Here is a 25,076-nt window from a genome sequence, read left to right as displayed (position 1 = left end):
GACCGGAACAGACAGCAAGCGAGAGGTGATCGATGGGCGTCACGGACCCCGCCGGGCCGGTGATGGACCGGGACGAGGTGGACCGTGCGCTGGCGCGGCTCGGCCAGGAGCACGAGGCGATCGAGACCTCGCTGCTGGCCCTCCAGGACCACGCGGGCCGCAGACTCCTCGAAGGCGCGCGGCTGACCGGCGTCACCAAGGAGCGCTGGCAGGCCGCGGAGACGCAGATCACCCGGCTGTGGGCGTACTTCGACGCCTACACGGCCGCGCTGCGCGGCGCCCGTGAGATCCGCGCCCGGCGCCGCTGGTCCAGCCGGGAGGACCTGGCGGAGCTGACCGAGGTGCTGCGCGGCGAGTCCGTGACCGTCCCCGACGGCGGGAACGGCAGACTGAGCGAGTCGTTCTCGCTGTCCGCGCTGGTGGAGCGGATGAACGAGCTGTACGCGACGAGCCTGGACATGATCGTCGCCGCCGACGCGGTCTGGTCGGCGCTGCCCGCGCGGATCGATCTGCTCGCCGCGGAACTCCAGCGCACCCGGCAGCTCGCGCACTCGGTGGGGGTGCGCCCCGGCGAGCACCCGGCCGGTGACGACCTGGAGCGGATCACCCGCACGCTGACCAGGCTGCGCGAGGACGTCGTCTCCGACCCGCTGGCCTTCTGGGTGCCGGCCGAGGGCAGTTCGGCGCCCGGCGGCGGACGCCCGGACACGACGGTGTACGACCGTGAGGCCCGCGCACTGGAGGACGTGCGCCGGGAGATCGACGCCGTGTTGACGGTCCGGCAGGACGCGGAGGCGCGGCTGATCCGGCTGCGGGACGTGCTCTCGCGCGCGGACCGCACCCTGGCCGAGGCGCGTACCGCGCGCGGTGAGGTGCTGGCCAAGATCGCCGCGACCGAGGTGCCGGTGGTGAGCGGGCCGCCGACCGCGCTCCAGGAGCAGCTGGCGACCGCGGCCGAGTACCGCAGGCAGGCCCAGTGGCACCGGCTCTCCCCGCTGCTGGAGTCGCTGGAGGTGCAGGCGGAGGACGAACTGCTGCGCGCCCGCGAGTCGTTGACCGCGGTCACCGCGCCGCTCGCGGTCCGCGCCGAGCTGCGCGGCCGGCTCGACGCGTACAAGGCGAAGGTCGCCCGGCACGGTCTCGCGGAGGACCCACTGCTGGTCGAGCGGTACGACGCGGCCCGCCGCATGCTGTGGAGCGCGCCCTGCGACCTGCGGGTGGCGGAGCAGGCCGTGCTGCGCTACCAGCAGGCGGTGGCGGAAGTGCTCGGCAGCGCGAGCGCGCCGGAGGACCGTAAGGGGGGCGAGTCATGAGTCAGCCGGGGCAGAGCTGCCAGCGGCCGGGCTGCGAGGGGACGTACGAGGACGTCGGCGGCGGCGAGCTGTACTGCGACACGTGCGGTCTCGCACCGGTCGTCTCGGCTGGGGGTCCCCCCTCTGGGGGAGGCATGGTGGGCTCGCCGCCCACCGGGGTCGCCCGGGGGGCGTCCGACAGCGGCAGTTCCCGCAGCTCGCGCAGTGCGCGCACGACCTCGCAGTCGTCGAGGTCGCGCCGCTCGGTGTCCGGGCGGCTGTCCCGGTCGCTGTCGGGGAAGCCCACGGGCCGCTCGGTGTCGGTGCGCAGCTCGGGCTCGTCCTCCGGGGCCTCCTCGCGGGGGCGGCTGGGCGCCGGGCTGGTCGCGGTGCCGCAGGTGCCGCGGCCCGACCCGCGCGCGATGGTGCTGGAGAACCCGGAGGTGCCGGAGCGCAAGCGGTTCTGCTCGCGGTCGGACTGCGGGGCGCCGGTCGGCCGGGCGCGGGGCGACCGGCCGGGCCGCACGGAAGGTTTCTGCACCAAGTGCGGGCACCCGTACTCCTTCGTGCCCAAGCTGCGGGCCGGGGACATCGTGCGCGGCCAGTACGAGGTCGCGGGCTGCCTGGCGCACGGCGGGCTGGGCTGGGTCTACCTGGCGGTGGACCGGGCCGTCTCCGACCGGTGGGTGGTGCTCAAGGGCCTGCTGGACACCGGTGACCAGGACGCGATGGCCGCGGCGATCTCCGAGCGGCGGTTCCTCGCGGAGATCGAGCACGCCAACATCGTGCGCATCTACAACTTCGTGGAGCACCTGGACCAGCGCACCGGCTCCCTCGACGGCTACATCGTCATGGAGTACGTCGGCGGCAAGTCCCTGAAGGAGATCGCCAACGCCCGACGGACGCCCGACGGACGCCGCGACCCGCTGCCGGTGGAGCAGGCGTGCGCGTACGGCATCGAGGCGCTGGAGGCGCTCGGCCATCTGCACAGCCGGAACCTGCTGTACTGCGACTTCAAGGTCGACAACGCCATCCAGACCGAGGACCAGCTCAAGCTGATCGACATGGGCGCGGTCCGCCGGATGGACGACGACGAGTCGGCGATCTACGGCACGGTGGGCTACCAGGCACCGGAGGTCGCCGAGTCCGGCCCCTCCGTGGCCAGCGACCTCTACACGGTGGCCCGCACGCTCGCCGTGCTGGCCTTCGACTTCCAGGGCTACACCAACGTCTACGCCGACTCCCTGCCCGACCCCGACACCATCGAGGTGTTCCGCCGCTACGAGTCCTTCTACCGGCTCCTGGTGCGCGCCACCGACCCCGACCCGGGCCGCCGGTTCGCCTCCGCGCAGGAGATGGCCGAGCAGCTGACGGGAGTGCTGCGCGAGGTCGTCTCGCTCCAGACCGGGCAGGCGCGGCCCGCGCTGTCGACGCTGTTCGGGCCCGAGACCAAGGTCACCGACACGGAGTTGTTCCCCCGGCTGCACGGGGACGTGTCCCGGCTGGGCGCCCGGCCGGTGCGGAAGGCTCCCGCCACTCCCGCCCCGCCCCCGCCGGCCCTGGTCGGGCCGGTCGACACGCCGGCCGCCGCGCTCGCCCTGCCGGTCCCGCTGGTCGACCCGGACGACCCCGGCGCCGGTTTCCTCGCGGGCCTGACGGCCTCGGCGCCGGCCGAGCTGATGAGCGCGCTGGCGGCGGCGCCCGCGCAGACCGTGGAGACCCGGCTCCGGCAGATCCGCGCCCGGCTGGAGAGCGGCGACCACCAGGGTGCGCTGATGAGCCTGGCCACGCTGGACGAGGAACAGGGCGACGACTGGCGGGTGGTGTGGTACCGGGGCGTGGCCGCGCTGGTCACCGGGGACTTCGAGCACGCCGCGCTCGCCTTCGACGCGGTCTACGACGCCTTCCCCGGCGAGGCCGCGCCCAAGCTGGCGCTCGGCCTGTGCGCCGAGGTGCTGGGCCAGCTGGACAACGCGGCCGAGTACTACCGCCTGGTGTGGACGACCGACCCGGGCTTCGTGAGCGCCGCGTTCGGGCTGGCCCGGGTGCGGCTCGCGGCCGGGGACCGCCGGGGCGCCGTGACGACGCTGGAGTCGGTGCCGGAGTCCTCCATCCACTACACGGCCGCCCGGGTCGCCGCCGTCCGGGCCCGGCTGAGACAGCGCACCGCGAGCGCGGGTGACGTACCGTTCCTGGACGATCTGACGGCCGCCGCCGGTCAGGTCGAGGCACTCCAGGCGTACGGCCTGGACCCGGCGCGGCGCGAGCTGTTGTCGGCGGAAGTGCTCGGCTGCGCGCTGGACTGGATACTCTCCGGGGGCCAGGGCACCGGGCCCGCCGCCGGAGGCCGGGTGCTGCTGGGCAGCGGTCTGGACGAGCGGGGCCTCCGCTTCGGCCTGGAGCGCGCCTACCGCACGCTGGCACGGCTGGCGCCCGGCGGTGATGAGAGGATCGAGCTGGTGGAACGGGCCAACCGTTACCGTCCCCGGACGTGGGTGTAGTCGATGTCGCAGATGCCCCAGCAGGCCGCACTGGCGAAGTGCCCGAGCTGCGCGGAGCCCGTGGAGTCGGGTGACCTGTTCTGCGGAGCGTGCGGATACGACCTTTCGGTGGTGTCCGCGCCGCCGCAGGACCATCCGACGCTGACCATGACGGGCCCCACCGGCCCCGGGGACGGCACGGCGTGGCCCACCCCCGGACCGCCCGGCCCCGCGGCCTCCCCCGAGCCGCACCTCCCGACAGACCTCCCGGGCACCGACTCGGGCGGCACGCCCCTGTCCGGCGAGGGATCCGGCGCCGCTCCGGGGGCCACGCCCCCGGCGGGGCCGGGCGGCGCCGAGCCGGGCGGGCACGAGGGCGGCGGGGGGCATTCCTCCGGTTCCGGGGTGCGGTTCGACCGGCCGGACGAGCCCGACGAGTACCCGTTGCAGGCACCGGACCCCCGGCCGGCCTCCGCACCGGCCGACCCGGCGCAGCTCTGCGTGGCCTGCCGGGCGGGCCGGGTGGACAGCGACGGCTACTGCGAGAACTGCGGGCACGCCCAGCCACGCGAACGCGACCACGTGGAGCGGGAGTCGGGACCGGTCGCCGCCGTCAGCGACCGCGGCCTGCGCCACCACCGCAACGAGGACGCCTTCGCCGTCGGCCACACCACGCTGCCCGACGGCACGCCGGCCGCGCTGGCGATCGTCTGCGACGGCGTGTCGTCCGCGACCCGCCCCGACGACGCCTCCCTGGCCGCCTCCCGGGCGGCCGGCGACACCCTGCTGGCCGCGCTGCCGCGCGGCACCCACCCGCAGGCGGCGATGCACGAGGCGATCGTCGCCGCCGCGCAGGCCGTCAACGCGCTCGCCGAGGAACCCGCCACCGCCCGCGAGCACGCCCCGCACCAGAACGCGCCGGCCTGCACGATCGTCGGCGCGGTCGTCACCCCCGGGCTGCTGGTCGTCGGCTGGGTCGGCGACAGCCGCGTCTACTGGGTGCCCACCGACCGCACCGCACCGCCCGCCCGGCTGACCGAGGACGACTCCTGGGCCGCGCAGATGGTCGCCGCCGGCCTGATGAGCGAGGCCGAGGCGTACGCCGACGCGCGCGCCCACGCGATCACCGGCTGGCTCGGCGCGGACGCCTACGAACTGGAGCCGCACACCGCGTCGTTCAAGCCGGACCGGCCCGGCGCCGTGGTGGTGTGCACCGACGGGCTGTGGAACTACGCCGAGACGGCGGAGGAGATGTCCGAGGTCCTCCCGCTCGACGCGGCGGCCCGCCCGCTGCACAGCGCACGGGTACTGGTCGGTCACGCCCTGGACGGCGGGGGCCACGACAACGTAACAGTGGCGGTCCTGCCGTTCCCGCTGCCGCCGCAGGGGGCAGGATCGGCCTGAGGGCCGTATCCGACGGGGGAACGGCACGGGGAAGCCGCGGCGGACCGGAGGGGACCGGTCCGCTCACAGTCGTCGCCTCGCGTCGGCGAGGTGTCCTAGGGGGATGTGAGCAAGCATGGCCAATTTCGCGAAGTCGAACGTGCCGCGGTTCTCGGTGGACGTCTACCAGAACGAGTACCTGCCCCAGGGCGGCAGCGAGGTCAACGCCATCGTCACGGTGACCGCGACCGGCGGCGGCACCATCGGCAGCGCGCTCACCGCGCCGGTGTACCCGCCGGGCGGGGGGCCGTCCGCCGCCGTGGCGCTCATGGTGGACTGCTCGGGTTCCATGGACTACCCGCCGACCAAGATGCAGGGCGCCCGGAACGCCACGGCCGCCGCGATCGACACCCTGCGCGACGGCACCCGCTTCGCGGTGATCGGCGGCACGCACGTGGCCAAGGAGGTCTATCCGGGCGGCGGGCGGCTCGCGGTCGCCGACGCCACCACCCGCGAGCAGGCCAAGCAGGCGCTGCGCCGGCTGAGCGCGGGCGGCGGTACGGCCATCGGCACCTGGCTGCGGCTCGCCGACCGGCTGCTGTCCGCGGCGGACGTCACCATCCGGCACGGCATCCTGCTCACCGACGGCCGCAACGAACACGAGTCGGCGGAGGATCTGCGGGCCACGCTGGACGCCTGCGCCGGCCGGTTCACCTGTGACGCGCGGGGCGTGGGCACCGACTGGGAAGTGAAAGAAGTCACAGGGATCGCCTCGGCGCTGCTCGGCACCGCCGACATCGTCGCCGACCCGGCCGGTCTGGCCGCCGACTTCACGCGGATGATGGAGACGGCGATGGGCAAGGAGGTCGCCGACGTCTCCCTGCGGGTGTGGACACCCGTCGGCACGACCATCCGGTTCGTCAAGCAAGTCGCCCCCGCCGTCGAGGACTTGACCGGCCGTCGTACCGAGGCCGCGCCGCGCGCCGGGGACTACCCGACCGGCTCCTGGGGCGACGAGTCCCGTGACTACCACCTGTGCGTGACGGTCCCGCCCGCCGGGCTCGGCCAGGAGATGCTCGCCGCGCGGATCTCCCTCGTCATCCCGGAACCGGACGGAACTGCACAGAACCTCGGCGCGCAGGGGCTGGTTCGGGCCGTCTGGACCGACGACATGACCGCCTCCACCGCGATCAGCCCCCAAGTCGCCCACTACACCGGGCAGGCCGAACTGGCGCAAGTCATCCAGAAGGGCCTGGACCTTCGCAAAGCGGGGGATTTCGACGGAGCAACCGCCAAACTGGGGCGCGCGGTTCAGCTCGCGAACGCCTCGGGGAACGCGGATACTGCGAAACTGCTTGCGAAGGTGGTGGACGTGGTCGACGCCGTGACAGGTACTGTGCGGTTGAAGACGAGGGTCGCGGAGGCGGACGAGATGACTCTGGAGACCCGGTCCACCAAGACTGTTCGTGTGAAGAAGTGACCCTCGGAAGCGTAGGAGAAGGGGAAGCACCGACATGCCGACCTGCCCGAACGGACACCAGTCGGGTTCCGACGACTGGTGCGAGGTCTGCGGTCACCGCATGGCCGGTGCCGTACCTCCGCCCCCTCCGCCGCCCCCGGGCGGTTACGGCTTCCCGCCCCCGCAGGGCGGCCCGGCCGGCGCCCGGCCGCACCCGGCCGGCGGCTCCGACCCGGAGCCGGAGCTGTGCCCGCAGTGCCGTACGCCCCGCGAGGGCGGCGCGCCGTTCTGCGAGGAGTGCCGGTGGAACTTCCTGACCAACACGGCGACCTCCTACACCCCGGCCGCCCCGCGCTCGCCGCAGCCGCGGTTCCAGCCGCCGAGCTCGACGTACGGCGGCGATGACGGGTACGAGTACCAGGGTTCGCGGCCCTCGCAGGTGAACCGGCCCGCCGAGCCGCTCCCGTCCTTCCACAGCGAGCCGTCGGGCCCGACGCCGTTCGGCGGCGACCGGGCCCCGTCCGGCCCGCGGACCTCCCCCGGCCCCTCGGGTCCGGCCCCCTTCGGCGCGGGCAACCAGCGCCCGCCCGGGGCGCCGCAGGGCTTCGGCCAGGGTCCGGGGCAGGGCGGTCCGGGGCAGGGCGGTCAGGGTGGTCCGGGGCAGGGTGGTCCGGGGCAGGGCCCGGGTGCCGGCAACCCGCCCGGTCCCGGCGGCCCCGGCGGTTTCGGTGGCCGGGGCACGGTGCCGGGCCAGGGTGGCCCGGGTGGCCCGGGTTCCGGTGGCCCGTCCGGCTTCGGTGGCGGTCCCGGGCAGGGACCGGGCGCGGGTGGCCCCTCCGGTCCGTCCGGGTTCGGCGGCGGTCCGGGGCAGGGTCCCGGCGGCCCGTCCGGCTTCGGCGGCGGCCAGGGCCCCGGCGGTCCGGGTGGCCCGGGTTCCGGCGGTCCGTCCGGCTTCGGCGGCAACCCGGGGCAGGGCCAAGGCCAGGGCCCGGGGTTCCAGGGCCCCTCCCCCTTCGGGCGTGAGCCCTCCCGTCCCGGTGGCCCGACCGCGCCCGGCCCGTCCGGCTTCGGCGGTGACCCCTCGCGTCCGGTGCCGCCGCCCGGCGGTCCCGGCGGTGCCCCGCAGGCGTTCCAGCCCTCCGGTGCACCGGCCCCGCCCGCGTTCCCGGGCCAGACCCGCCGGCCCCCGGCCGCCGACGACGACTGGGTGATCTCCCCGCCGTCGTCCACCGGCCCCGGCGGTCAGGGCGGCGGCTACGGCTACCCGCAGCCCGGCGGCACCCAGACCCCGCCGGGACCGGGCGGACCGGGCGGCTTCCCCCAGGCACCCCAGGCTCCGCACGCGCCGCAGGCCCCCCGGTCGACCACCTGGACCGCGACCATCGGCCCGGACCGCGAGTACTTCATGGCGATGATGCAGCGCTCCGGCCCCGAGGCCGCGGGCCTGAACCTGCCCGCGTACTCGCCCGAGCAGCAGCGCACGCTGACCGGCGACCAGGTCACCATCGGCCGCCGTCGGCACTCCACCGGCGACACCCCCGACATCGACCTGTCGGTGCCGCCGGAGGACCCGGGTGTCTCGCACCAGCACGCGATGCTGGTGCAGCAGCCGGACGGAAGCTGGGCGGTCGTCGACCAGAACTCGACGAACGGCACCACGGTCAACATGTCGGAGGAGCCGATCCAGCCGTTCGTGCCGGTCCCGCTCCAGGACGGCGACCGGGTGCACGTGGGCGCCTGGACGACGATCACCGTCCGCCGGGGCTGACCGCGCTCAGGGCAGGGGCCAGGCGTACGGCCCCTGCGGGTCGTCCAGCCACGCCCAGGCGTGCTCGCCGGCGACCGTGACGCCGTACCGGCCGCGTTCCGGTTCGCCCTCGCGCTCCCACAGGGCGTACGCCTCCTGCGGGTCGAGGGTGCCGCGGGTCAGGGTGAGCAGGAAGCGGAACGGCTCCTGCTCATGGGCCCGGCGTGGCAGTCCGGCCGGCGGGACGCCCTCGGGCTGCGCCCGGCGCCCGCCGCGCAGCGGCACGAAGAAGGCGGCCCCGGGCAGGAACGGGCCCTCCGCGTGCTCCGCGTCCCGCACGGTGAGCGTGAGCAGGCCGGTGGCGAGCGGGGTGAGGACGCGCGCGCCGGGGCGGCACTGGGCGAGCCAGGCGCGCGGCACCGTGGGCAGCTCGCAGGTGGCGATGATCCGGTCGAAGGGGGCGCGTGCGGGCACCCCGCGCGCGCCGTCACCGGTGACGACGACGGGGTGGTGGCCGGCCGCCGCGAGGTGCTGCCGGGCCGACTCGGTGATCTCCGGTTCCAGGTCGATGGTGGTGACGAGGTCGTCGGCGCCGAGCCGGTGGGCGAGCAGGGCCGCGTTGTAGCCGGTGCCGGCGCCCACCTCCAGCACCCGGTCGCCGTCCTCGACGCGCAGGGCGACCAGCATCCGGGCCATCAGGGAGGGCTGGCTGCTGGAGGAGAGCAGCTCGCCGTCGCGCAGCCGGGTGGCCAGCGGTACGTCCGCGTAGGCGCCGCGCACCCAGCGCTCCCGCGCCTCGCGGTCGGGACTCTCGCCCCAGCGGCGCTCGTAGCCGCGGGCCCCGGTGACGTAGTAGTACGGCACGAACAGGTGCCGGGGCACCGCCGCGAACGCCTCCCGCCACACCGGGTCGTCCGCCCAGGCCCCGTCGGCGTCGATCTCGCGCACCAGCTCGGCCCGCGCCGCGTCGGCGAGAGCCTCGATCCCGGTGTCGTAGGCGCCCATGGGTCCACAGTAGGGGCGGGCGGTCCGCGGACGGGGCTGGTCCTAAGCCTTGAGTCCTCGGTCACCCGGTCTGAGACGATGGACGGGTGAATGAGATTCGGCGCGGCACGCTTCAGGAGCAGACCTTCTACGAGCAGGTCGGCGGGGAGGAGACCTTCCGCCGGCTCGTCCACCGTTTCTACGAGGGGGTCGCGGAGGACCCGCTGCTGCGGCCGATGTACCCGGAGGAGGACCTGGGCCCGGCCGAGGAGCGGCTGGTGCTGTTCCTGATGCAGTACTGGGGCGGTCCGACGACGTACAGCGAGAACCGCGGCCACCCCCGGCTGCGCATGCGGCACGCCCCGTTCACCGTGGACCGGGCGGCGCACGACGCGTGGCTGCGGCACATGCGGGTGGCCGTGGACGAGCTGGGGCTGTCGGAGGAGCACGAGCGGACGCTGTGGAACTACCTGACGTACGCCGCCGCGTCGATGGTCAACACCCCCGACTGAGCACCCGGGACTGACGGGTCGTCACTGAAGGTCGGATTCCGGTCACCCGTCGCCGCATTCCGATCACAATCCGGTATAGACCGGCGAACAACCGCTTACCCGCCGCCCGGCCCTCTGCCAGCATCGCCCGCAGGTCTGGAAGCACCGGACACACGGGGGCCGGGTGACGGGGTTCGTCTTCTCACGCGCGCGTGCGCACCGCCTGCTGCTGGGCGCCGCGCTGCTGACGGTGGTGCTGACCACCGCCGTGCTCGCGACGCTCACGGCGTACTCGGGGGCGATCGGCGACGCGGCACTGCGCCATGTGCTCGGCGACCCGCGCAACGCCGCCGACACCGCGCTGATCGTGAAGGCGGACGTGCCCCCGGCCGAGCGGACCGCCGCCGACACCGCCGTACGCCAGGGCGCGCGCCGTACCTTCGCCGGGTCACCGGTGACCGTACGGACCCTGCGCCGCTCGGGGCCGTACGCCCTGCCCCGCTCCCTCCAGCCGCCCGCGAGCAGGTCGGGCGACCCGGACCTGACCTACTTCGCGGCACTGGACCACACGCAGGTGCGGGTGGCCGCCGGCCGCCTCCCCCGCCGTAGCGACGGCGAGGCCGAGGTGGCCCTCCCGGAGACGGCGGCCCGCGCGCTGCGGCTGGAGCCCGGCGCCCGGCTCACCCTGGCGGACCGGCTGGAGGGGCCCGCGGTCCGGGTCCACGTCGTCGGCGTGTACCGCCCCGCCTCGGTGACGGCACCGTACTGGCGGCTGGACGACCTGCTCGGGCGTGGGGTGAAGAAGTCCGGCTTCACGACGTACGGCCCGCTGCTCACCGACCCCGCCGTCCTCACCGGCGGCCGGGTCAGCGCCGGGGCGACGGGCTGGCTGGCGTCGGCGGACTTCGCCTCGGTGACGACCGGCCGGATCGGGGAGCTGCGGGCCGCGGCCCGGGCCGGCAGCGCGGCCCTGCGCGAGCCGGCCGCGCTGAGCGGTACGACGGTGTCGCAGAGCGCGCTGCCGGACGTGCTGGACCGGGTGGACCGTTCCCTGCTCGTGGCCCGCTCCACCCTGCTGATCGTCGCGCTCCAGCTGGTGCTGCTCGCCGGCTACGCGCTGCTGCTCGTCGCCCGGCTGCTCAGCACCGAACGCGCCGAGGAGACCCGGCTGCTGCGGGCCCGCGGCGCCTCCCGCACCCGGATCGCCGCGCTCGCCGGGGCCGAGGCGCTGCTGCTGGCGCTGCCCGCGGCCGTGGGCGCGCCCCTGCTCGCCGGCCCGCTCACCGCCCTGCTGGCCGGACACGGCCCGCTGGCCCGGCTCGGCCTGCGCCTGGACCTGCCGGCCGCCGGCCGGCCCGCCGTCTGGCTGGTCGCGGCCGGGGTCGCCGTCGGCTGCGCGCTGGCCGTGACCGTACCGGCGGTCACGGGCACGGGGGCCGAGGCACGCCCGTCCGGACCGCGGCGCTCCTGGGCCCCGAGGCTGCGCCGGAAGGCGGCCCGGCCGGGCGGCACGCGGGCCGTGCCGGCCCCGCTGCGGACCGGCGCCGACCTCGGGCTCCTCGCCATCGCTACGGTGGCCTACTGGCAGCTGAGCCGGCAGGACTCCGGCGCCGTGGCCGCCGACCGGTCGGGCGCGCTCGGCGTCGATCCGCTGCTGGTGGCCGCGCCCGCGCTGGCCCTGCTCGCCGGGACCGTGCTCACGCTGCGGCTGCTGCCGCCCGTGGCGCGGTTCGCCGAACGCTGGGCGGCCGGCGGGCGGGGGCTGCCGGCGGCGCTGGCCGGCTGGCAGTTCAGCCGGCGCACCGCACGCGGTGCGGGCCCGGTGCTGCTGCTCGTCCTCGCCGTCGCCCTCGGCATGCTCGCGATCGGGCAGGCAGCCTCCTGGGACCGCTCGCAGGACGACCAGGCCGACTTCCGGGCCGGGGTGCCGGTGCGGGTCGTGGCCTCCGGGGAGGACGGGTTCGGCCGTACGGACCTGTACGCCGGCCTGCCACGGGTGCGCGAGGCCGCCCCGGCCGTGCGTGCCGCCCAGCCGCTGTCCGGCGACCGCACGGCGACCGTGCTGGCCCTCGACACCGCCCACGCGGCGGACGCGGTCCTGATGCGCCCCGACCTGGCGGACGAGCCGGTACGGCCGCTGCTGGGCCGGCTCACCCCCAAGAGCACCCCGGCCGGGGCCGGCGTCCCGGCGGGCACCGCCCGGCTGAAGCTGACGGCCCGGCTGCGCAGCTCGACCGGGCCGGGCACCACGACCGCGGTGACGGTCACCCTGACCGACCGGTACGGGGTGCCGTACCAGCTGCCGGCCGGGCAGCTCCCCGCCGACGGGCGCCCGCACACCCTGACCCTCGCCCTCGGCACCGCCACCGGACCGGCGACCCTCACCGGTCTCCGCCTGGACCTGGCCCAGCCCGCCGAACGGGCCGAGCACCACCGCCTCACGATCGACGGGCTGACCGCGTCGGGCACGGACGGCACGGACCACCCGCTCACCCTGCCCGCCCGGTGGACCACCACCGCGGAGGCCGGCGGCGCCGCCGTACCGAGCGCCGCGACCAGCCCCACCCGTCCCGAGGTCACCGGCACCCACCCCCTGGCCTTCGCCTACAGCACCGGCTACCTCCCGGACGCCGGCATCTGGACCGTCGCCTCCGTCACCCTCCGGCTCCAGGCCGCCCAGCCCGCGCCCGCCGAGGTGCCGGCCGTCGCGACCGACCGCTACCTGGGCGCGGCGGGCGCCCGCACCGGGCAGCGGGTCGACCTCACCCTCGGCGACCGGCGGGTGCCGGTGCGGATCGTACGGGCGGTACGGGCGCTGCCGGCCACCGCCGACCCTGCCGCCACCGGCACCCACGACGGCGGTGCCGTCCTGCTCGACCTGCGTGCCCTGAACCAGCTGCTCCAGGCCCGGTACGGCGAGAACGCCACCCCCACCGAGTGGTGGCTCGCCACCGCGCCCGGCGCCTCCGCCCGCGTGGCCGCCGCCGTCCGGGCGCTGCCGGACGTCGATCCCGGGCAGGTCGTGGTCCGCGACGAGATCGCCGCCGAACTGCGCGACGACCCGTTCGGCGCCGGACCGGAGGCCGCGTTCACGGCGGCGGCCGTGGTCGCGGCGGCGCTCGCCGCCGTCGGCTTCGCGGTCGGCGCCGCCGGCGCGCAGCGGGCGCGCGGCGCCGAGTTCGCCGTCCTGCGCGCACTCGGCGCACCGCGCCGCCAACTGGCCCGGACGGTCGCCGCCGAACAGGCCGTCCTGGTGGGGCTGGCCCTGGCGGTGGGCCTGGGCCTGGGCACTGTACTGGCCCGCACCGTCCTGCCCCTGATCGTCCTGACCGGCGAGGCGACCCGCCCGGTACCGGACCTGCTGGTCCGACTCCCGTCCGGACAGGTCGCGCTGCTGCTCACCGCCGTCGCCGTGGCACCACTGACGATCGCGGCGACAGCCGCCGTACGCCGGGCGGACCCGGCACGGGCGCTGCGCGGGCAGGGGGGTGAGTGACGTGGGGATCGCTCCGGGTCCCGTCGCTCCGCAGGCGGCCACCGCGTGCCTGGTGACTCCCTACCGGCGGACCCGTCCACGGGACGCACTCGGACCGGTGCCCGCCACGCACCGGACCCCGACGGACCGGCCGACACCGCACGCCGTCCCCACCGAGGTGTCCCACGCGGGCGCTCCGACGGTACGCGCCCGACTGCGGGACACGCCCACGACGGTGACCACCACACACCGGAACCCCACGGACCGGCCGACGCCACGCACCGACTCAGCCGAAGCGCCCCGCGCGGGCGCTCCGACGGTACGGGCCCGGCTGCGGGACGCACTCGGACCGGTGCCCGCCACGCACCGGACCCCGACGGACCGGCCGACGCCGCACGCCGTCCCCACCGAGGTGTCCCACGCGGGCACTCCGACGGTACGGGCCCGGCTGCTGCGGGCGCTCGCGGCGGGGGCCGCCGTGGGTCGGACGGGGCGCGCGCGGGCTGCGCACGCTCAGGGAGGTGAGTGACATGGGCCGGCCGTTGCCGCGCGTGGTCGCTCCGTGGGTGCGGACCCGGCTGCGGGCCGCGCCCGGTGCCGCCGTCGCGCTCGCGTTGCTGGTCGGGCTGGCCGCGTGTCTGGCGGGCGCCTTTCCGCGGGCGGTGGACCGGTACGAGGACGCGGGACTGCAACGGACGCTCCGGCAGGCCCGCCCGGAGCACACCACCGTACGGGTGTCGGCGCCCCAGCCCGACCTCGGCCTGCCGCCCGAGCGGCGCGCCGCGGCACTGCGCCCCGACGCACTGGAGCGGCAGTACGAGAAGGTGCTCGGCACGGTCGGCAGCCCGTTGAGCGTGCAGCGCGCCCAGTCCGCGTACGGCGTCGCCGGCACCGTCAGCCCGGCGGTGCCCGACCCGTGGCTGCCCCGGCCGACCGGACTGCCCGCCCACATCTCGCTGGCCGCGCAGAACGGCCTCGCCGACCACGCGCGCGTGCGCACCGGCCGGCTGCCGCGCGCCCCGCACCCGGTCGACGCCTCGACCCCCGAGGTGGAGGCCGCCGTCACCGCCGCCACCGCCAAGGCCCTGCACATCAAGGTGGGTTCGGTCGTCCACATGCCCGCGCCCGGCCGCGGCCCGCTCGCCGTCCGGGTCACCGGCATCCTCGTCCCGCGCGACCCCGACGGCGCCTACTGGTCCACCGTCCCGCTGCTGCGCACCCCGACCCTGGTGACCCTGCCCACCCCCGGCCCGGACCCGGACAAGTACTGGCTCGGCGCGCTGCTGCTCGCCCCCCAGGCGGCCCCCGCCCTGCTGGGCACCAGCACCAACCCGGCCCGCTACTGGCACCTCGCCCCCGCCCTGCGCGGTCTGCACGCCCACGACCTGGACCGTCTGCGGCCGGCCGTCGCCGCCCTGGAGTCCGGCCCCGGCCTGCAACGCGCCCGCGCCGTCACCGACGACGGCACCGACATCAACACCGACCTGGACGACGCCCTCGCCTCCTTCTCCCGGCTGCGCTCCGGCATCGCCCCGCTGGTCTCCGTGGCCGCCGCGGGCGCCGCGACGGTCGTCGCCGTCGTCCTGCTCATGACCGGTGGCCTGGCCGCCGACCGGCGCCGCGCCGAACTCGCCCTGCTGCGCGCCCGCGGCGCCTCCCTGTCCGGCCTCGCCGGGCGGCTGCTCGCCGAGACCGCCGTGATCGCCGTACCGGCGGGCGCCATCGGCCTGGCGGGGTCCCTGCTCGTGGTCCCCGCCGGCCGGGTCGTCCCGGCCGTCCTCTCCGCCCTGGCCGTCACGCTCGCCGCCTGCGCCGCCCTCCCCCTGCGCGCCGCCCTCGCCCACCGCGCGGTCCGGCTGACGGCCCCGCGCGAGGACATCGCCTCGGTACGGCCGTCCCGGCGCCGTACGGTCGCCGAGCTGACCCTGCTGGTGCTGGCCGCCGGTGCGGTGGCCACCCTGCGCCGGCGCGGCACGACGGGCGACCAGCTGACGGCCGTGGCCCCCGTGCTGGTCGGAGTCATCGCCGCGTTGGTGCTGCTCCGCGTGTACCCGCTGCTGCTGCGGCGCCTGTCCGGTCCCGCCGGGCGGCTGCGCGGCGCGGTGGGCCACCTCTCCCTGGCCCGCGCGGGCCGCACCCAGGGCTCCGCGGTACTCCCGCTCCTCGCCCTGCTGACCGCGCTGACCACGGCGGCGTTCGGCGGCTCGGTACTGGCGGGTGTGGCCGAGGCCCGCGACCGGGCGGCCCTGCTCACGGTCGGCGCGGACGCCCGCGCCGACGCGGGCGCCCCCCTGCCGGCCGACGCCCCCGCCCGGGCCCGCTCGGTCCCCGGGGTCCGCGCGGTGACGCCCGTCAGCATCGCGTACGAGGCGAAACCGGAGGACGGCGAGAACGCGGTACCCCTGCTGGGCGTCGACCCACAGGGCTACGGCGCCCTGACGACGTACACCGGCCTGGGCACGTTCCCGTCCGCCCGGCTGACGGCGGGGGGTAGGACCGGCACGGGCCGGCTGACGGCGGGGGGTCACTCCGACGCGGTCCGCCTGCTGGCTGGGGGCCACCCCGGCACCGGCCCGCTGACGGCGGGGGGCCAGTCCGACGCGGTCCGCCTGCTGGCTGGGGGCCACTCCAGTAACGGCTACCCGGCAGGCGGGGACCACTCCCGCACCGCCCGCCTGACCGCCAAGGCCCGCCCCGGCACCGACTCCCTGACCGCCAAGGCCCACCCCGGCACCGCCCACCTGACTGCCAGGACCCGCCCCGGCGCCGGCCGCCTCGCGGGCGACGACGGGTTCGGTCCGCTCCCCGCCGTCGCCTCCCCCTCCGTCGCCTCCTCGTACGGCACCCGGCGGCCGTTCCTGGTGCGGCTGGAGGACGGCAGCGCGGTCACCGTGCGGATCGTCCTGGTCCGCGACCGCACGCCGGCCGTCTCCGGTCCCGACTTCCTCGTCGTGGACCGGGCGGGCCTGCCCGCCCGGTCGAGCCGTCCCACGACCCTGCTGCTCACCGGCGACCACGTGGACGCGGACGCCCTCCGGAAGGCCGTGGGAGGCTCCGCCGCCGTACGGCTCCGGGCCGGGGAACGCGCCCGGTACGCCGACTCGCCCCTCCAGTCCGGCGCCGAACACGTCTACACGGCGGCCGTCGCCACGGGGGCCGGCTTCGCCGTGCTGGCCCTGCTGCTGTCGCTGCTCCGGGCCGCCCCCGAACGGTCCGCGCTGCTGGCCCGCCTGCGCACGATGGGCCTCACCCGCGCCGAGTCCCGCCGCCTGCTGATCCTCGAATCCCTGCCCCAGGCCCTCCTGGCAGCCCTGGGCGGCACACTGACCGGCTGGACGGCGATCCGCCTCCTCGCGCCCGGCATCGACCTGACGACCGTCGCCTTCCCGACCGCCCAGACCCCCTTGACCGAGACCCGCCTCCACCCGGACACCTGGTCACTCCTGCTCCCGGCACTCGCGGTGGTGACGGTGGCGGTGGGAGTGGCGGCGCTGCAAGCCTGGTGGACGGGACGACGGGGCTCAGTGACAGAACTACGGGCGGGAGACGGCCGATGACGCCCCCCAGGACACCCGGCCGGCACGGGCAGACGACCCCACCCCCGCCCGGCACGGGCACGGCGCACCCGCAGGAGACCCCATGACAACCGACCCGAGCCTGACCGAGCCGGCCCACCGCGTCACCGAGGCCGGATCGAACCCCGCCTACGGCCACGACGCCCTGATCACCTGCGACCGCCTCGTCCGCGTCTTCACCACCGCCGGCACAGAGGTCCAGGCGCTCCAGGGCCTGGACCTCCTCGTCCGCGAGGGCGAACTGATGGCGCTGGTCGGCGCGTCCGGGAGCGGCAAGTCCACCCTGATGAACATCCTCGCCGGCCTCGACACCCCCACCGCCGGCGCGGCCCGCGTCGCCGGCCGCGACCTGCTCACCATGACCGCCGCCGACCGCCTCGCCTACCGCCGCGAGGTCGTCGGCTTCGTCTGGCAGCAGACCGCCCGCAACCTCCTCCCCTACCTCACCGCGGCCCAGAACGTCGCGCTGCCCCTCCAGCTCTCGCGCACCCGCAAGGGCCGCCGCGCCCGCACCGAACGCGCCCTGGAACTGCTGGAGCTGCTCCAGGTGGCCGACTGCCGCGACCGCCGCCCGCAGCAGCTGTCCGGCGGCCAGCAGCAGCGCGTGGCGATCGCCGTGGCCCTCGCCAACGACCCGGCCGTCCTGCTCGCCGACGAACCCACCGGCGAACTCGACTCCCAGACGGCCACGCAGATCTTCGACGCGTTCCGCACGGCCAACGAGACCCTGGGCACCACGATCGTCATCGTCACGCACGACCAGGCGGTGGCGAGCGAGGTCCGCCGTACGGTGGCGATCCGGGACGGCCGTACGTCCACCGAGGTGCTGCGCCGCAGCGAGATCGACGCGGCGACCGGCCACGAGACGGTCGTGGCCCGCGAGTACGCCATGCTCGACCGCGCGGGCCGCCTCCAGCTGCCCGCCGACTACCTCCGCGCCCTGGACATGCGCGACCGGGTGGCCCTGGAACTGGAGTCCGACCACATCGGCGTATGGCCCGACGACACACAGTGAGCCGAACCACCCGGTTCAGCGCACGCCGACCCGCCTGGCCAAGCGCACGCCGGTCCGCCCCGCTCAGCGCACGCTGACCCCGAAGGCCCCGAGCAGCCCCGCCTGGCGCACGGCCACCGAGCCGTACGGCGTACGCAGCCGCAGCCACGCCCCCGAGGAGAACAGCCCGATGTCGCCCGGCTCGCTGCCGGGCCGCAGGAAGCCCAGTGACCGGGCCGCGTGCACGGCCCGTACCGGCAGCCGGGTGCCCGCGATCCGCCGGGACCAGATGTCCTGCCCGATCCGGTCCAGCTCCGCGCGGGTACGGTTCTGCGGGCCCAGTTCCTCGGTGCGCGAGCGGAATTCGGCCACCGAGGCGGCGACCGTGGCATGCAGCGCGTCGGGCGCCGGCAGCCCCGGCTCGGGCTGCCAGCCGGCGCGCGGCGGCAGCACCCCGGCCCACGGCGGTCCGGTGACCGCGCCGGGGACGGCGGCGGTGGCCGCGCGCTCGTCCACGGACTCCAGGAACTCACCAGCGGAGACGGTCACGTCGAGGGTGACGTCGAGCCCGTCCTCGTACGGCTTCGCCAGCCGCACCGCGCGGACGGCCAGCACCTCGAAGGACGGTGGCCGGCCGAAGACGGCGAGTGCGGTGCCGGCCGCCTGCAACCGCACCGCGGCTCCACGGTCGAAGTGGAGCAGCCGGGAGAGGAAGGCGGCGAGGTCCGCCGCCTCCGTCTCGTCGGCGAGGTGCAGCACGGTCATGCCGCGACGGCCTCCCCTTCGGGATCGGGCTCGGCGTCCGCGGGGCCCTCGGCGGTGTCCGTGTACTCCTGGAGGAACTCACGCTCCTCCGCGGTGATCCGCCGCGGGCGCTGGGCGTCGAAGTCGAACGGGACGATGACCGTCGACGCCCGCACGTACACGAGATCGCCGTCCTTCACCTCGTAGGTGAGGGTGAAGGACGCGGCCTTGATCTCGGTGACCCACAGCTCGATGTCCACCGGCTCGTGCCGGTGGACGAGCTGCCGCTTGTAGTCGATCTCGTGGCGCGCCACCACGGACCCCTGCTTGAAGTCCTTGTCCGGGCGGAACAGGAAGTCGATCCGGGCTTCCTCCAGGTAGCGCAGGAACACCACGTTGTTGACGTGGCCGTACGCGTCCATGTCCGCCCAGCGCAACGGGCAGCGGTAGATGTGGCGCAAGACCGATCAGCCCCGGGTCAGCTTCTTGTAGGTGGCACGGTGCGGACGCGCGGCGTCCGGGCCGAGCCGCTCGATCTTGTTCTTCTCGTACGACTCGAAGTTGCCCTCGAACCAGAACCACTTCGACTCACCCTCGTAGGCGAGGATGTGCGTCGCGACGCGGTCGAGGAACCACCGGTCGTGGGAGACGACGACGGCGCAGCCGGGGAAGTCCAGCAGGGCGTTCTCCAGGCTGGAGAGCGTCTCGACGTCGAGGTCGTTGGTGGGCTCGTCGAGGAGCAGCAGGTTGCCGCCCTGCTTCAGGGTCAGCGCCAGGTTGAGCCGGTTGCGCTCACCGCCGGAGAGGACGCCGGCCGGCTTCTGCTGGTCCGGGCCCTTGAACCCGAAGGCCGACACATACGCCCGGCTCGGCATCTCGACCTGGCCGACGTTGATGTAGTCGAGCCCGTCGGACACGACCTCCCACAGCGTCTTCTTCGGGTCGATGTTCTCGCGGCTCTGGTCGACGTAGGAGATCTTGACGGTCTCGCCGACCTTGATGTCACCGGAGTCCGGCGTCTCCAGGCCCTGGATCATCTTGAAGAGGGTGGTCTTGCCGGCGCCGTTCGGGCCGATGACACCCACGATGCCGTTGCGCGGCAGCGTGAAGGACAGCCCGTCCACGAGGATCTTCTCGCCGAAGCCCTTGTGCAGGTCGTTGACCTCGACGACGACGTTGCCCAGGCGCGGGCCCGGCGGGATCTGGATCTCCTCGAAGTCCAGCTTCCGCATCTTGTCGGCCTCGGCGGCCATCTCCTCGTACCGCGCGAGACGGGCCTTGGACTTGGCCTGCCGCCCCTTGGCGTTCGACCGCACCCACTCCAGCTCTTCCTTGAGCCGCTTCTGGCGCTTGGCGTCCTTCTGGCCCTCGACCTTGAGGCGGGCGGCCTTGGTCTCCAGGTACTTGGAGTAGTTGCCCTCGTAGCCGTGCAGGCGGCCCCGGTCGACCTCGCAGATCCACCCGGCGACGTTGTCCAGGAAGTACCGGTCGTGGGTGACGGCCACGACGGTGCCCGGGTACTTGGCCAGGTGCTGCTCCAGCCAGTTCACCGACTCGGCGTCGAGGTGGTTGGTGGGCTCGTCCAGGAGCAGCAGGTCGGGCTGCTCCAGCAGCAGCTTGCAGAGCGCGACGCGGCGCTTCTCACCACCGGAGAGGTTGATCACCGGCCAGTCGCCGGGCGGGCAGCCCAGCGCGTCCATGGCCTGCTCAAGCTGGGCGTCGAGGTCCCACGCGTTCGCGTGGTCCAGCTCCTCCTGGAGCTTGCCCATCTCGTCGAGCAGCGCGTCGGAGTAGTCGGTCGCCATCAGCTCGGCGATCTCGTTGAACCGGTCGAGCTTGCCCTTGATCTCGGCGACACCCTCCTGGACGTTCTCCAGGACGGTCTTCTCCTCGTTCAACGGGGGCTCCTGGAGCAGGATGCCGACGCTGTAGCCGGGCGAGAGGAAGGCGTCACCGTTGGACGGCTGCTCCAGCCCCGCCATGATCTTCAGCACGGTCGACTTACCGGCACCGTTCGGGCCGACGACGCCGATCTTCGCCCCGGGGAGGAAGTTCAGGGTGACGTCGTCGAGGATCACCTTGTCGCCGTGCGCCTTGCGCGCCTTGCGCATGGTGTAAATGAACTCAGCCAAGAGAAACCGTCCGGCAGCTTGAAATCTGGCAGTGGGCAGATACACCCCATCTTGCCTGACCGCCAGCCCTGGATGGAAACCCGTCCGGTGCGGGTGCCCTGACCTGCGCTTTCTCGGTGGCGGCTGCTGCCTGTCCGGCACAGCAGGTCACTGCCGGCCGCCCTCGGCGCCCTCGTACGGACCAGGGACAGCCCAGGACGGCCCAGGGACGGCCCAGGACGACCCGAGCTGATCACCACGGTCCCGCCGGCCGCTCGACGGCGGCCGTCGGCGATACGGCGCATGGTTCCCAGCCGGGCCGGCCGGCGTCGGCAGCGGTGGCGGTTCTCCCCGAGGGCGCCGACAATGGTGATGGCCGGCCCGATGCCAAATCCCGATGCCAAATCCCGATATCATATCCCGATTCCCTATCGAGCGATCCAGCACCGGCGTAGAAGCGCTGACGTGCACGGCGGCGGCATCAGGCGGTGGCATTCTGCGGCCGGCTGCCCTATATCTTCTCGCCTCCGAAATCCATTCCAAAGGTCTCGAAGGTCCCCGGACGAGCGGGCGCATTTCCGAGTCGAGGCCGCGTCGGGGCACGGGGGACGTTTCGTAACGACTGCCGGGAGGATGCATCGTGGCACTCACCGAGACGGATCTGCTCACCATGGGCGACGGGGGCCTGGTGGAACTTTTCCGCGCCAGTCCACCCGGTGGCATTCCGCACGGCCCGCTGGAGGGCACGGGCATCGTCCGGTGGGGAGGCAAGTGGGTGGCCGAGCCGCTCGCCCGGCTGGTACGCCTGGCCGTGTGGCGGGGCAAGGTCTTCGACCACGAGGGCTATCTGAGCAATCGGATGACCTCGTTCGACGTGCTCGCCATTGTGGCTCAGGTGTACACCGGACCGAGCCTGCTGGACGACCAGGAGTGCATCGTCATCGACTATTCCAGGATTTCACTGGTAGCTCGGGGCGTTCGGGACGAGATGCGCGAAGTCGGCCCAGGACTTTATCTGGGCGTGGTCTGGCTACTGGGGGTCCGGGTCGGCTGGTTCGCACTGAGAGTGCCGGAAACAGGGTCCAAAGGCTTCGGGGCCGAGCAAGCCGCCGGCGGGCAGTCTGCTTTCTGATTGATCCGCTCCGCTCCGCATGCTTTCGCCGCACGGCGCAAAGGAATGATTCATGAGTATCCCTGGCATGCGTGTTCGCCCGCTGCCGGCCCGCAGAGGCAGCCGCAGCAAGGTGCGGGCCGGGGCCCTGCGGCTGGCGTCGGCCACTGTCGCAGCGGCCTGTACCGCCTTCGCCCTGCCGACATCAGCGCTCGGCGCCGCGCCGACCTCCTTGCAGGGGACCGTCACCGGGGCGGGCAAGCCCCTCCAGGGTTCCCAGGTCACGCTCATGGCGGGGTCACGCTCCGGAGCCACGAAGCTGGGCCAGGCCACCACCGACGCGCACGGTTCCTTCCGGATCACGTACACCAAGCCTGCCGACGGTGTCTTCTACGTCGAGGCCGCGTCCCAGCGGGCGCACCGGCTCCGACTACGCTCGGTCGTCGGGTTCGGCGCGGGCGGCGCGGTACACGAGCGGGCCGCGACCAAGGTGACGGTCAACGAACTGACCACCGTCGCCGCGACGTACGCCCTCGCCCAGTTCAGCGGCCGACGCGGCATCGCGGGACCCGCTCCGGGGCTTCAGAACGCCGCCGCGACCTCGTACACCCTCGCCGACCCGACGACCGGCAAGCCAGGAAGAGCTCTCACGGGTGACAGCGCCAACAGTGAGACGCTCGCCACACAGAACACGCTGGCCAACCTGGTCTCGCTCTGTGCGACGGACAACGCCGGATGCGGCAAACTGATCCGCCTGGCGACACCGGCCGGCGGCAGCCCGCCGGCCGACACCGTGCAGGCGGTCCTCAGCCTGGTGCGCAACCCGACGCAGTCCCCGGGCCGCCTGGAGGCCCTGGCCCGTACCGCGACCGTGTTCACTCCGGCTCTCACAGCGGCACCCCCGTCCTGGATCCTGGCCGTCCGCCACCCCGCTTCCCAGGTCTACGCGCCGGGCCGCATCGCGTTCGACGCGAAGGGCAACGTGTGGGCGAGCAACAACTGGAAGCCGGGTACGAGGGATCCCAGTGCCTACGTCACCGTGCAGGATCCCACCGGCCGGCCGACCCTCGGCAGCCCCATCAGCGGAGGCGGCATGAAGGGCGGAGCCTGGGGCCTGGCGATCGATCACGACGGATCCGTGTGGGTGCCCAGCTACGGCGGCAACGCGATGTCGAAGTACTCGTCCTCCGGCAAGCCCCTGTCACCCTCTGCCGGGTGGAAGAACGGTGATCTCGCCAAACCTCAGGGCGTCGCCGTCGACCAGCGAGGCAACATCTGGATCGCCAACTCCCACGGCCTCAAGGGCAAGCCCGGAGTGGGCAGCGTCGTGGTGTACCCCCATGGCGATCCGAGCAAGGCCATCACCATCACCGACAAGAGCTTCAACCACCCGTTCGCCGTGCAGATCGACGGCCAGGGCCGGGCCTGGGTCACCAACAGCCACCTCTCCCTCCAGCAGATCAGGGAAGCGGGCCGGCCCAGCAACATCGGGGGGAGCGTCACGGTCATCGGCCCCGACTTCAAGCCGGTCGCCTCGACCACCGACAAGTCGCTCCAAGGACCCCTCGGGTTCGCCCTGGACAGCAAGGGCAACGCCTGGGTGGCCAACTTCTTCACCAGCTCCGTCACCGAGGTCCGGCCGAACGGAACCGTCGCGGGCGTGCACCGACTGCCCAAGAAGGTCTTCCCCTGGTCGGTCGCCGTCGACGGCCAGGACCGCGTGTGGGTCGCCGGTTTCGGCAACTCCTCCGTGACACTCCTGTGCGGGGTGAACCGCGCGGCCTGCCCGTCCGGCGCGTCCACCGGCACCTTCCTGTCCCCCGCGCAAGGCTTCCGGAACAAGGCGATCCAACACCTCACCGCGGTACAGATCGACTCCTCCGGCAACGCCTGGGTGGCCAACAACTGGTCGAAGATCGTCCCGCCCACCGGCGGTGTGGGCCTGGTCGAACTCATCGGCGTCGCCACCCCGGTCTGCACACCCTTGACCCCCCTGCCGGCGCGCCCGTCGTCGGCGACCACCACCGCCTGCCCGAAGTAGACCGCGCGAGCCGACTACGCCCCGGCTCAAGGATCCGGGGCGCAGCTTCGGCGCTCGTGCGGGCCCCACGAGTTTGTCGTTCTGTTCGGTGTGCCACCGATGGGGAGGTTCGGAGCCGGCTGTGGCTGCGCCGCGGCTGCCGGGTCATGTGGGGTGCCGACGCGGTGGATTCCGCCGGTCTTGGCGCCCGCCGACTCGGCGACTCCCAGGTTTGGCGGAAACGAACCGTTGCCGCCGCGGGGCGCACCGCGCAGCCTGGAGGCGCGGGAGCGCTCCCATGCTGACTTCCGCCACAACCCCACAGTGAACCCGCGCGTGCACGGTGAAACCCGTCCCCCACACAGGAAGAGCCCCGTCATGCATTGTCATGAGCATGTACATCGTTCTGAGCCCGCACAGCATCGTGATCTCGTGCGTGGTGATCTCGTACGTCGTGTCCTCGTACGTCGCGATCCCGCACGTCGTGACCTCGCGCATCGGTATGTCACACGTCGTACCGTCGGCCGTCTGGCGCTCGTCCTGAGCACCCTCGTCGCGGTGCTCGTCAGCCTGATCACCTGGGGCGGTACGGCCTCCGCCCACGGCTCGGTGATCGATCCGGCCTCGCGCAACTACGGCTGCTGGCAGCGCTGGGGCAACGACTTCCAGAACCCGGCGATGGCGGAACAGGACCCCATGTGCTGGCAGGCATGGCAGGCCAACCCCAACGCCATGTGGAACTGGAACGGCCTCTACCGCAACGGTTCCGCCGGCAACTTCCAGGCCGTCATCCCCAACGGACAGTTGTGCAGCGGCGGCCAGACCGAGGGCGGACGCTACAACTCCCTCGACGCCGTCGGCCCCTGGAAGACCACGGACATCGGCGCCAACTTCACCGTCAAGCTGTACGACCAGGCCAGCCACGGCGCGGACTACTTCCTCGTCTACGTCACCCGGCAGGGCTTCGACCCCACCAAGCAGCCGCTGACCTGGAACGACCTGCAACTGGTCGCCCGGACCGGCAAGTACGCGCCCAGCCAGAACTACTCGATCCCCGTCAACACCTCCGGCTACAGCGGTCGCCACGTCGTCTACACCATCTGGCAGGCCTCGCACATGGACCAGACGTACTTCCTGTGCAGTGACGTGAACTTCCGCTGACCCACTGCCGGCCCCCGCACCCCGCCCCGCATCTCCCTGTCGTCACCCC

The 25,076-nt window shown here is 74.2% G+C and carries 17 protein-coding genes; 13 read left to right on the top strand and 4 right to left on the bottom strand.

What is annotated here, in order from left to right; all coding sequences use genetic code 11:
* Nucleotides 1-32: 32 nt before the first annotated feature.
* From IE294_RS13230 to IE294_RS13210, 5 genes are all read left to right on the top strand, one after another.
* Nucleotides 33-1,313: a coiled-coil domain-containing protein gene (locus IE294_RS13230; protein ID WP_189885571.1), complete on the top strand. Its 1,281-nt coding sequence runs from the start codon at nucleotides 33-35 to the stop codon at nucleotides 1,311-1,313.
* Nucleotides 1,310-3,793, top strand: coding sequence for a serine/threonine-protein kinase (locus tag IE294_RS13225; RefSeq protein WP_189885569.1), 2,484 nt, complete (start codon nucleotides 1,310-1,312; stop codon nucleotides 3,791-3,793). The genes IE294_RS13230 and IE294_RS13225 overlap by 4 nt, the downstream gene beginning before the upstream one ends.
* A gap of 3 nt (nucleotides 3,794-3,796) precedes the next feature.
* Nucleotides 3,797-5,176 (top strand): PP2C family protein-serine/threonine phosphatase, encoded by a 1,380-nt coding sequence (locus IE294_RS13220; RefSeq protein ID WP_189885567.1) that lies wholly within the window; start codon nucleotides 3,797-3,799, stop codon nucleotides 5,174-5,176.
* 115 nt (nucleotides 5,177-5,291) lie between these two features.
* Nucleotides 5,292-6,635, top strand: a complete 1,344-nt coding sequence (locus IE294_RS13215) for a VWA domain-containing protein (protein WP_189885565.1) — start codon at nucleotides 5,292-5,294, stop codon at nucleotides 6,633-6,635.
* A 34-nt stretch (nucleotides 6,636-6,669) separates the two neighbouring features.
* A complete protein-coding gene (locus IE294_RS13210; protein WP_189885563.1) occupies nucleotides 6,670-8,382 on the top strand; it encodes an FHA domain-containing protein in 1,713 nt (570 codons plus the stop codon).
* A 6-nt stretch (nucleotides 8,383-8,388) separates the two neighbouring features.
* Here the strand turns inward: IE294_RS13210 and IE294_RS13205 are convergent, their stop codons facing one another.
* Nucleotides 8,389-9,366, bottom strand: a complete 978-nt coding sequence (locus IE294_RS13205; protein ID WP_189885561.1) for a methyltransferase domain-containing protein — start codon at nucleotides 9,364-9,366, stop codon at nucleotides 8,389-8,391.
* Between the two features lie 86 nt (nucleotides 9,367-9,452).
* Between IE294_RS13205 and IE294_RS13200 the strand changes: the two genes are divergently transcribed.
* The 4 genes from IE294_RS13200 to IE294_RS13185 all read left to right on the top strand — a co-directional run bounded on the left by IE294_RS13200 (nucleotide 9,453) and on the right by IE294_RS13185 (nucleotide 17,901).
* Nucleotides 9,453-9,857 carry a globin gene (locus IE294_RS13200; protein ID WP_014672780.1) on the top strand — a complete coding sequence of 135 codons (405 nt, stop codon included), beginning with the start codon at nucleotides 9,453-9,455 and terminating at the stop codon, nucleotides 9,855-9,857.
* Between the two features lie 163 nt (nucleotides 9,858-10,020).
* Nucleotides 10,021-13,332, top strand: coding sequence for an FtsX-like permease family protein (locus IE294_RS13195; protein ID WP_189885558.1), 3,312 nt, complete (start codon nucleotides 10,021-10,023; stop codon nucleotides 13,330-13,332).
* Between the two features lie 509 nt (nucleotides 13,333-13,841).
* On the top strand, nucleotides 13,842-16,868 hold the full coding sequence (locus IE294_RS13190) for an FtsX-like permease family protein (RefSeq protein WP_189885711.1): 3,027 nt from the start codon (nucleotides 13,842-13,844) through the stop codon (nucleotides 16,866-16,868).
* 82 nt (nucleotides 16,869-16,950) lie between these two features.
* The gene (locus IE294_RS13185) at nucleotides 16,951-17,901 is read left to right on the top strand and encodes an ABC transporter ATP-binding protein (protein WP_189885556.1); all 951 of its coding nucleotides are present in this window, start codon (nucleotides 16,951-16,953) and stop codon (nucleotides 17,899-17,901) included.
* Between the two features lie 63 nt (nucleotides 17,902-17,964).
* Here IE294_RS13185 and IE294_RS13180 read toward each other — a convergent pair whose 3' ends face one another.
* The 3 genes from IE294_RS13180 to ettA are packed head-to-tail and all read right to left on the bottom strand — an operon-like array spanning nucleotide 17,965 to nucleotide 20,756.
* Nucleotides 17,965-18,645, bottom strand: coding sequence for a DUF8185 domain-containing protein (locus IE294_RS13180; protein ID WP_189885554.1), 681 nt, complete (start codon nucleotides 18,643-18,645; stop codon nucleotides 17,965-17,967).
* Entirely contained in the window at nucleotides 18,642-19,085 is a 444-nt protein-coding gene (locus IE294_RS13175; RefSeq protein ID WP_189813397.1) for an acyl-CoA thioesterase, read from the bottom strand. The genes IE294_RS13180 and IE294_RS13175 overlap by 4 nt, the downstream gene beginning before the upstream one ends.
* A 6-nt stretch (nucleotides 19,086-19,091) precedes the next feature.
* Complete coding sequence (ettA, locus tag IE294_RS13170) at nucleotides 19,092-20,756, bottom strand: energy-dependent translational throttle protein EttA (protein WP_189885552.1); 1,665 nt, start codon at nucleotides 20,754-20,756, stop codon at nucleotides 19,092-19,094.
* 619 nt (nucleotides 20,757-21,375) lie between these two features.
* Between ettA and IE294_RS13165 the strand changes: the two genes are divergently transcribed.
* From IE294_RS13165 to IE294_RS13150, 4 genes are all read left to right on the top strand, one after another.
* Entirely contained in the window at nucleotides 21,376-21,867 is a 492-nt protein-coding gene (locus tag IE294_RS13165) for a hypothetical protein (RefSeq protein WP_189885550.1), read from the top strand.
* Nucleotides 21,868-21,919: 52 nt separating this feature from the next.
* Nucleotides 21,920-23,887 carry an NHL repeat-containing protein gene (locus IE294_RS13160; RefSeq protein ID WP_229917148.1) on the top strand — a complete coding sequence of 656 codons (1,968 nt, stop codon included), beginning with the start codon at nucleotides 21,920-21,922 and terminating at the stop codon, nucleotides 23,885-23,887.
* A 373-nt stretch (nucleotides 23,888-24,260) separates the two neighbouring features.
* Nucleotides 24,261-24,410: a hypothetical protein gene (locus tag IE294_RS13155; protein WP_189885548.1), complete on the top strand. Its 150-nt coding sequence runs from the start codon at nucleotides 24,261-24,263 to the stop codon at nucleotides 24,408-24,410.
* A complete protein-coding gene (locus IE294_RS13150) occupies nucleotides 24,395-25,027 on the top strand; it encodes a lytic polysaccharide monooxygenase auxiliary activity family 9 protein (RefSeq protein WP_189885706.1) in 633 nt (210 codons plus the stop codon). The genes IE294_RS13155 and IE294_RS13150 overlap by 16 nt, the downstream gene beginning before the upstream one ends.
* The last annotated feature ends 49 nt before the right edge of the window (nucleotides 25,028-25,076 follow it).

Origin of the sequence: Streptomyces canarius, from assembly GCF_014650735.1 — a bacterium.
Lineage (GTDB): Bacteria > Actinomycetota > Actinomycetes > Streptomycetales > Streptomycetaceae > Streptomyces > Streptomyces olivaceoviridis.
The sequence above is the reverse complement of the archived record's forward strand: the minus strand, read 5'-3'. Positions and strand labels throughout refer to the sequence as shown.

Coding starts and splice junctions, on each gene's coding strand:
- IE294_RS13220 (WP_189885567.1), top strand. CDS start 3,797: ATGTCGCAGATGCCCCAGCAGGCCGCACTGGCGAAGTGCCCGAGCTGC.
- IE294_RS13155 (WP_189885548.1), top strand. CDS start 24,261: ATGTACATCGTTCTGAGCCCGCACAGCATCGTGATCTCGTGCGTGGTG.
- IE294_RS13190 (WP_189885711.1), top strand. CDS start 13,842: ATGGGCCGGCCGTTGCCGCGCGTGGTCGCTCCGTGGGTGCGGACCCGG.
- IE294_RS13230 (WP_189885571.1), top strand. CDS start 33: ATGGGCGTCACGGACCCCGCCGGGCCGGTGATGGACCGGGACGAGGTG.
- IE294_RS13210 (WP_189885563.1), top strand. CDS start 6,670: ATGCCGACCTGCCCGAACGGACACCAGTCGGGTTCCGACGACTGGTGC.
- IE294_RS13185 (WP_189885556.1), top strand. CDS start 16,951: ATGACAACCGACCCGAGCCTGACCGAGCCGGCCCACCGCGTCACCGAG.
- IE294_RS13215 (WP_189885565.1), top strand. CDS start 5,292: ATGGCCAATTTCGCGAAGTCGAACGTGCCGCGGTTCTCGGTGGACGTC.
- IE294_RS13180 (WP_189885554.1), bottom strand. CDS start 18,645: ATGACCGTGCTGCACCTCGCCGACGAGACGGAGGCGGCGGACCTCGCC.
- IE294_RS13205 (WP_189885561.1), bottom strand. CDS start 9,366: ATGGGCGCCTACGACACCGGGATCGAGGCTCTCGCCGACGCGGCGCGG.
- IE294_RS13225 (WP_189885569.1), top strand. CDS start 1,310: ATGAGTCAGCCGGGGCAGAGCTGCCAGCGGCCGGGCTGCGAGGGGACG.
- IE294_RS13160 (WP_229917148.1), top strand. CDS start 21,920: ATGAGTATCCCTGGCATGCGTGTTCGCCCGCTGCCGGCCCGCAGAGGC.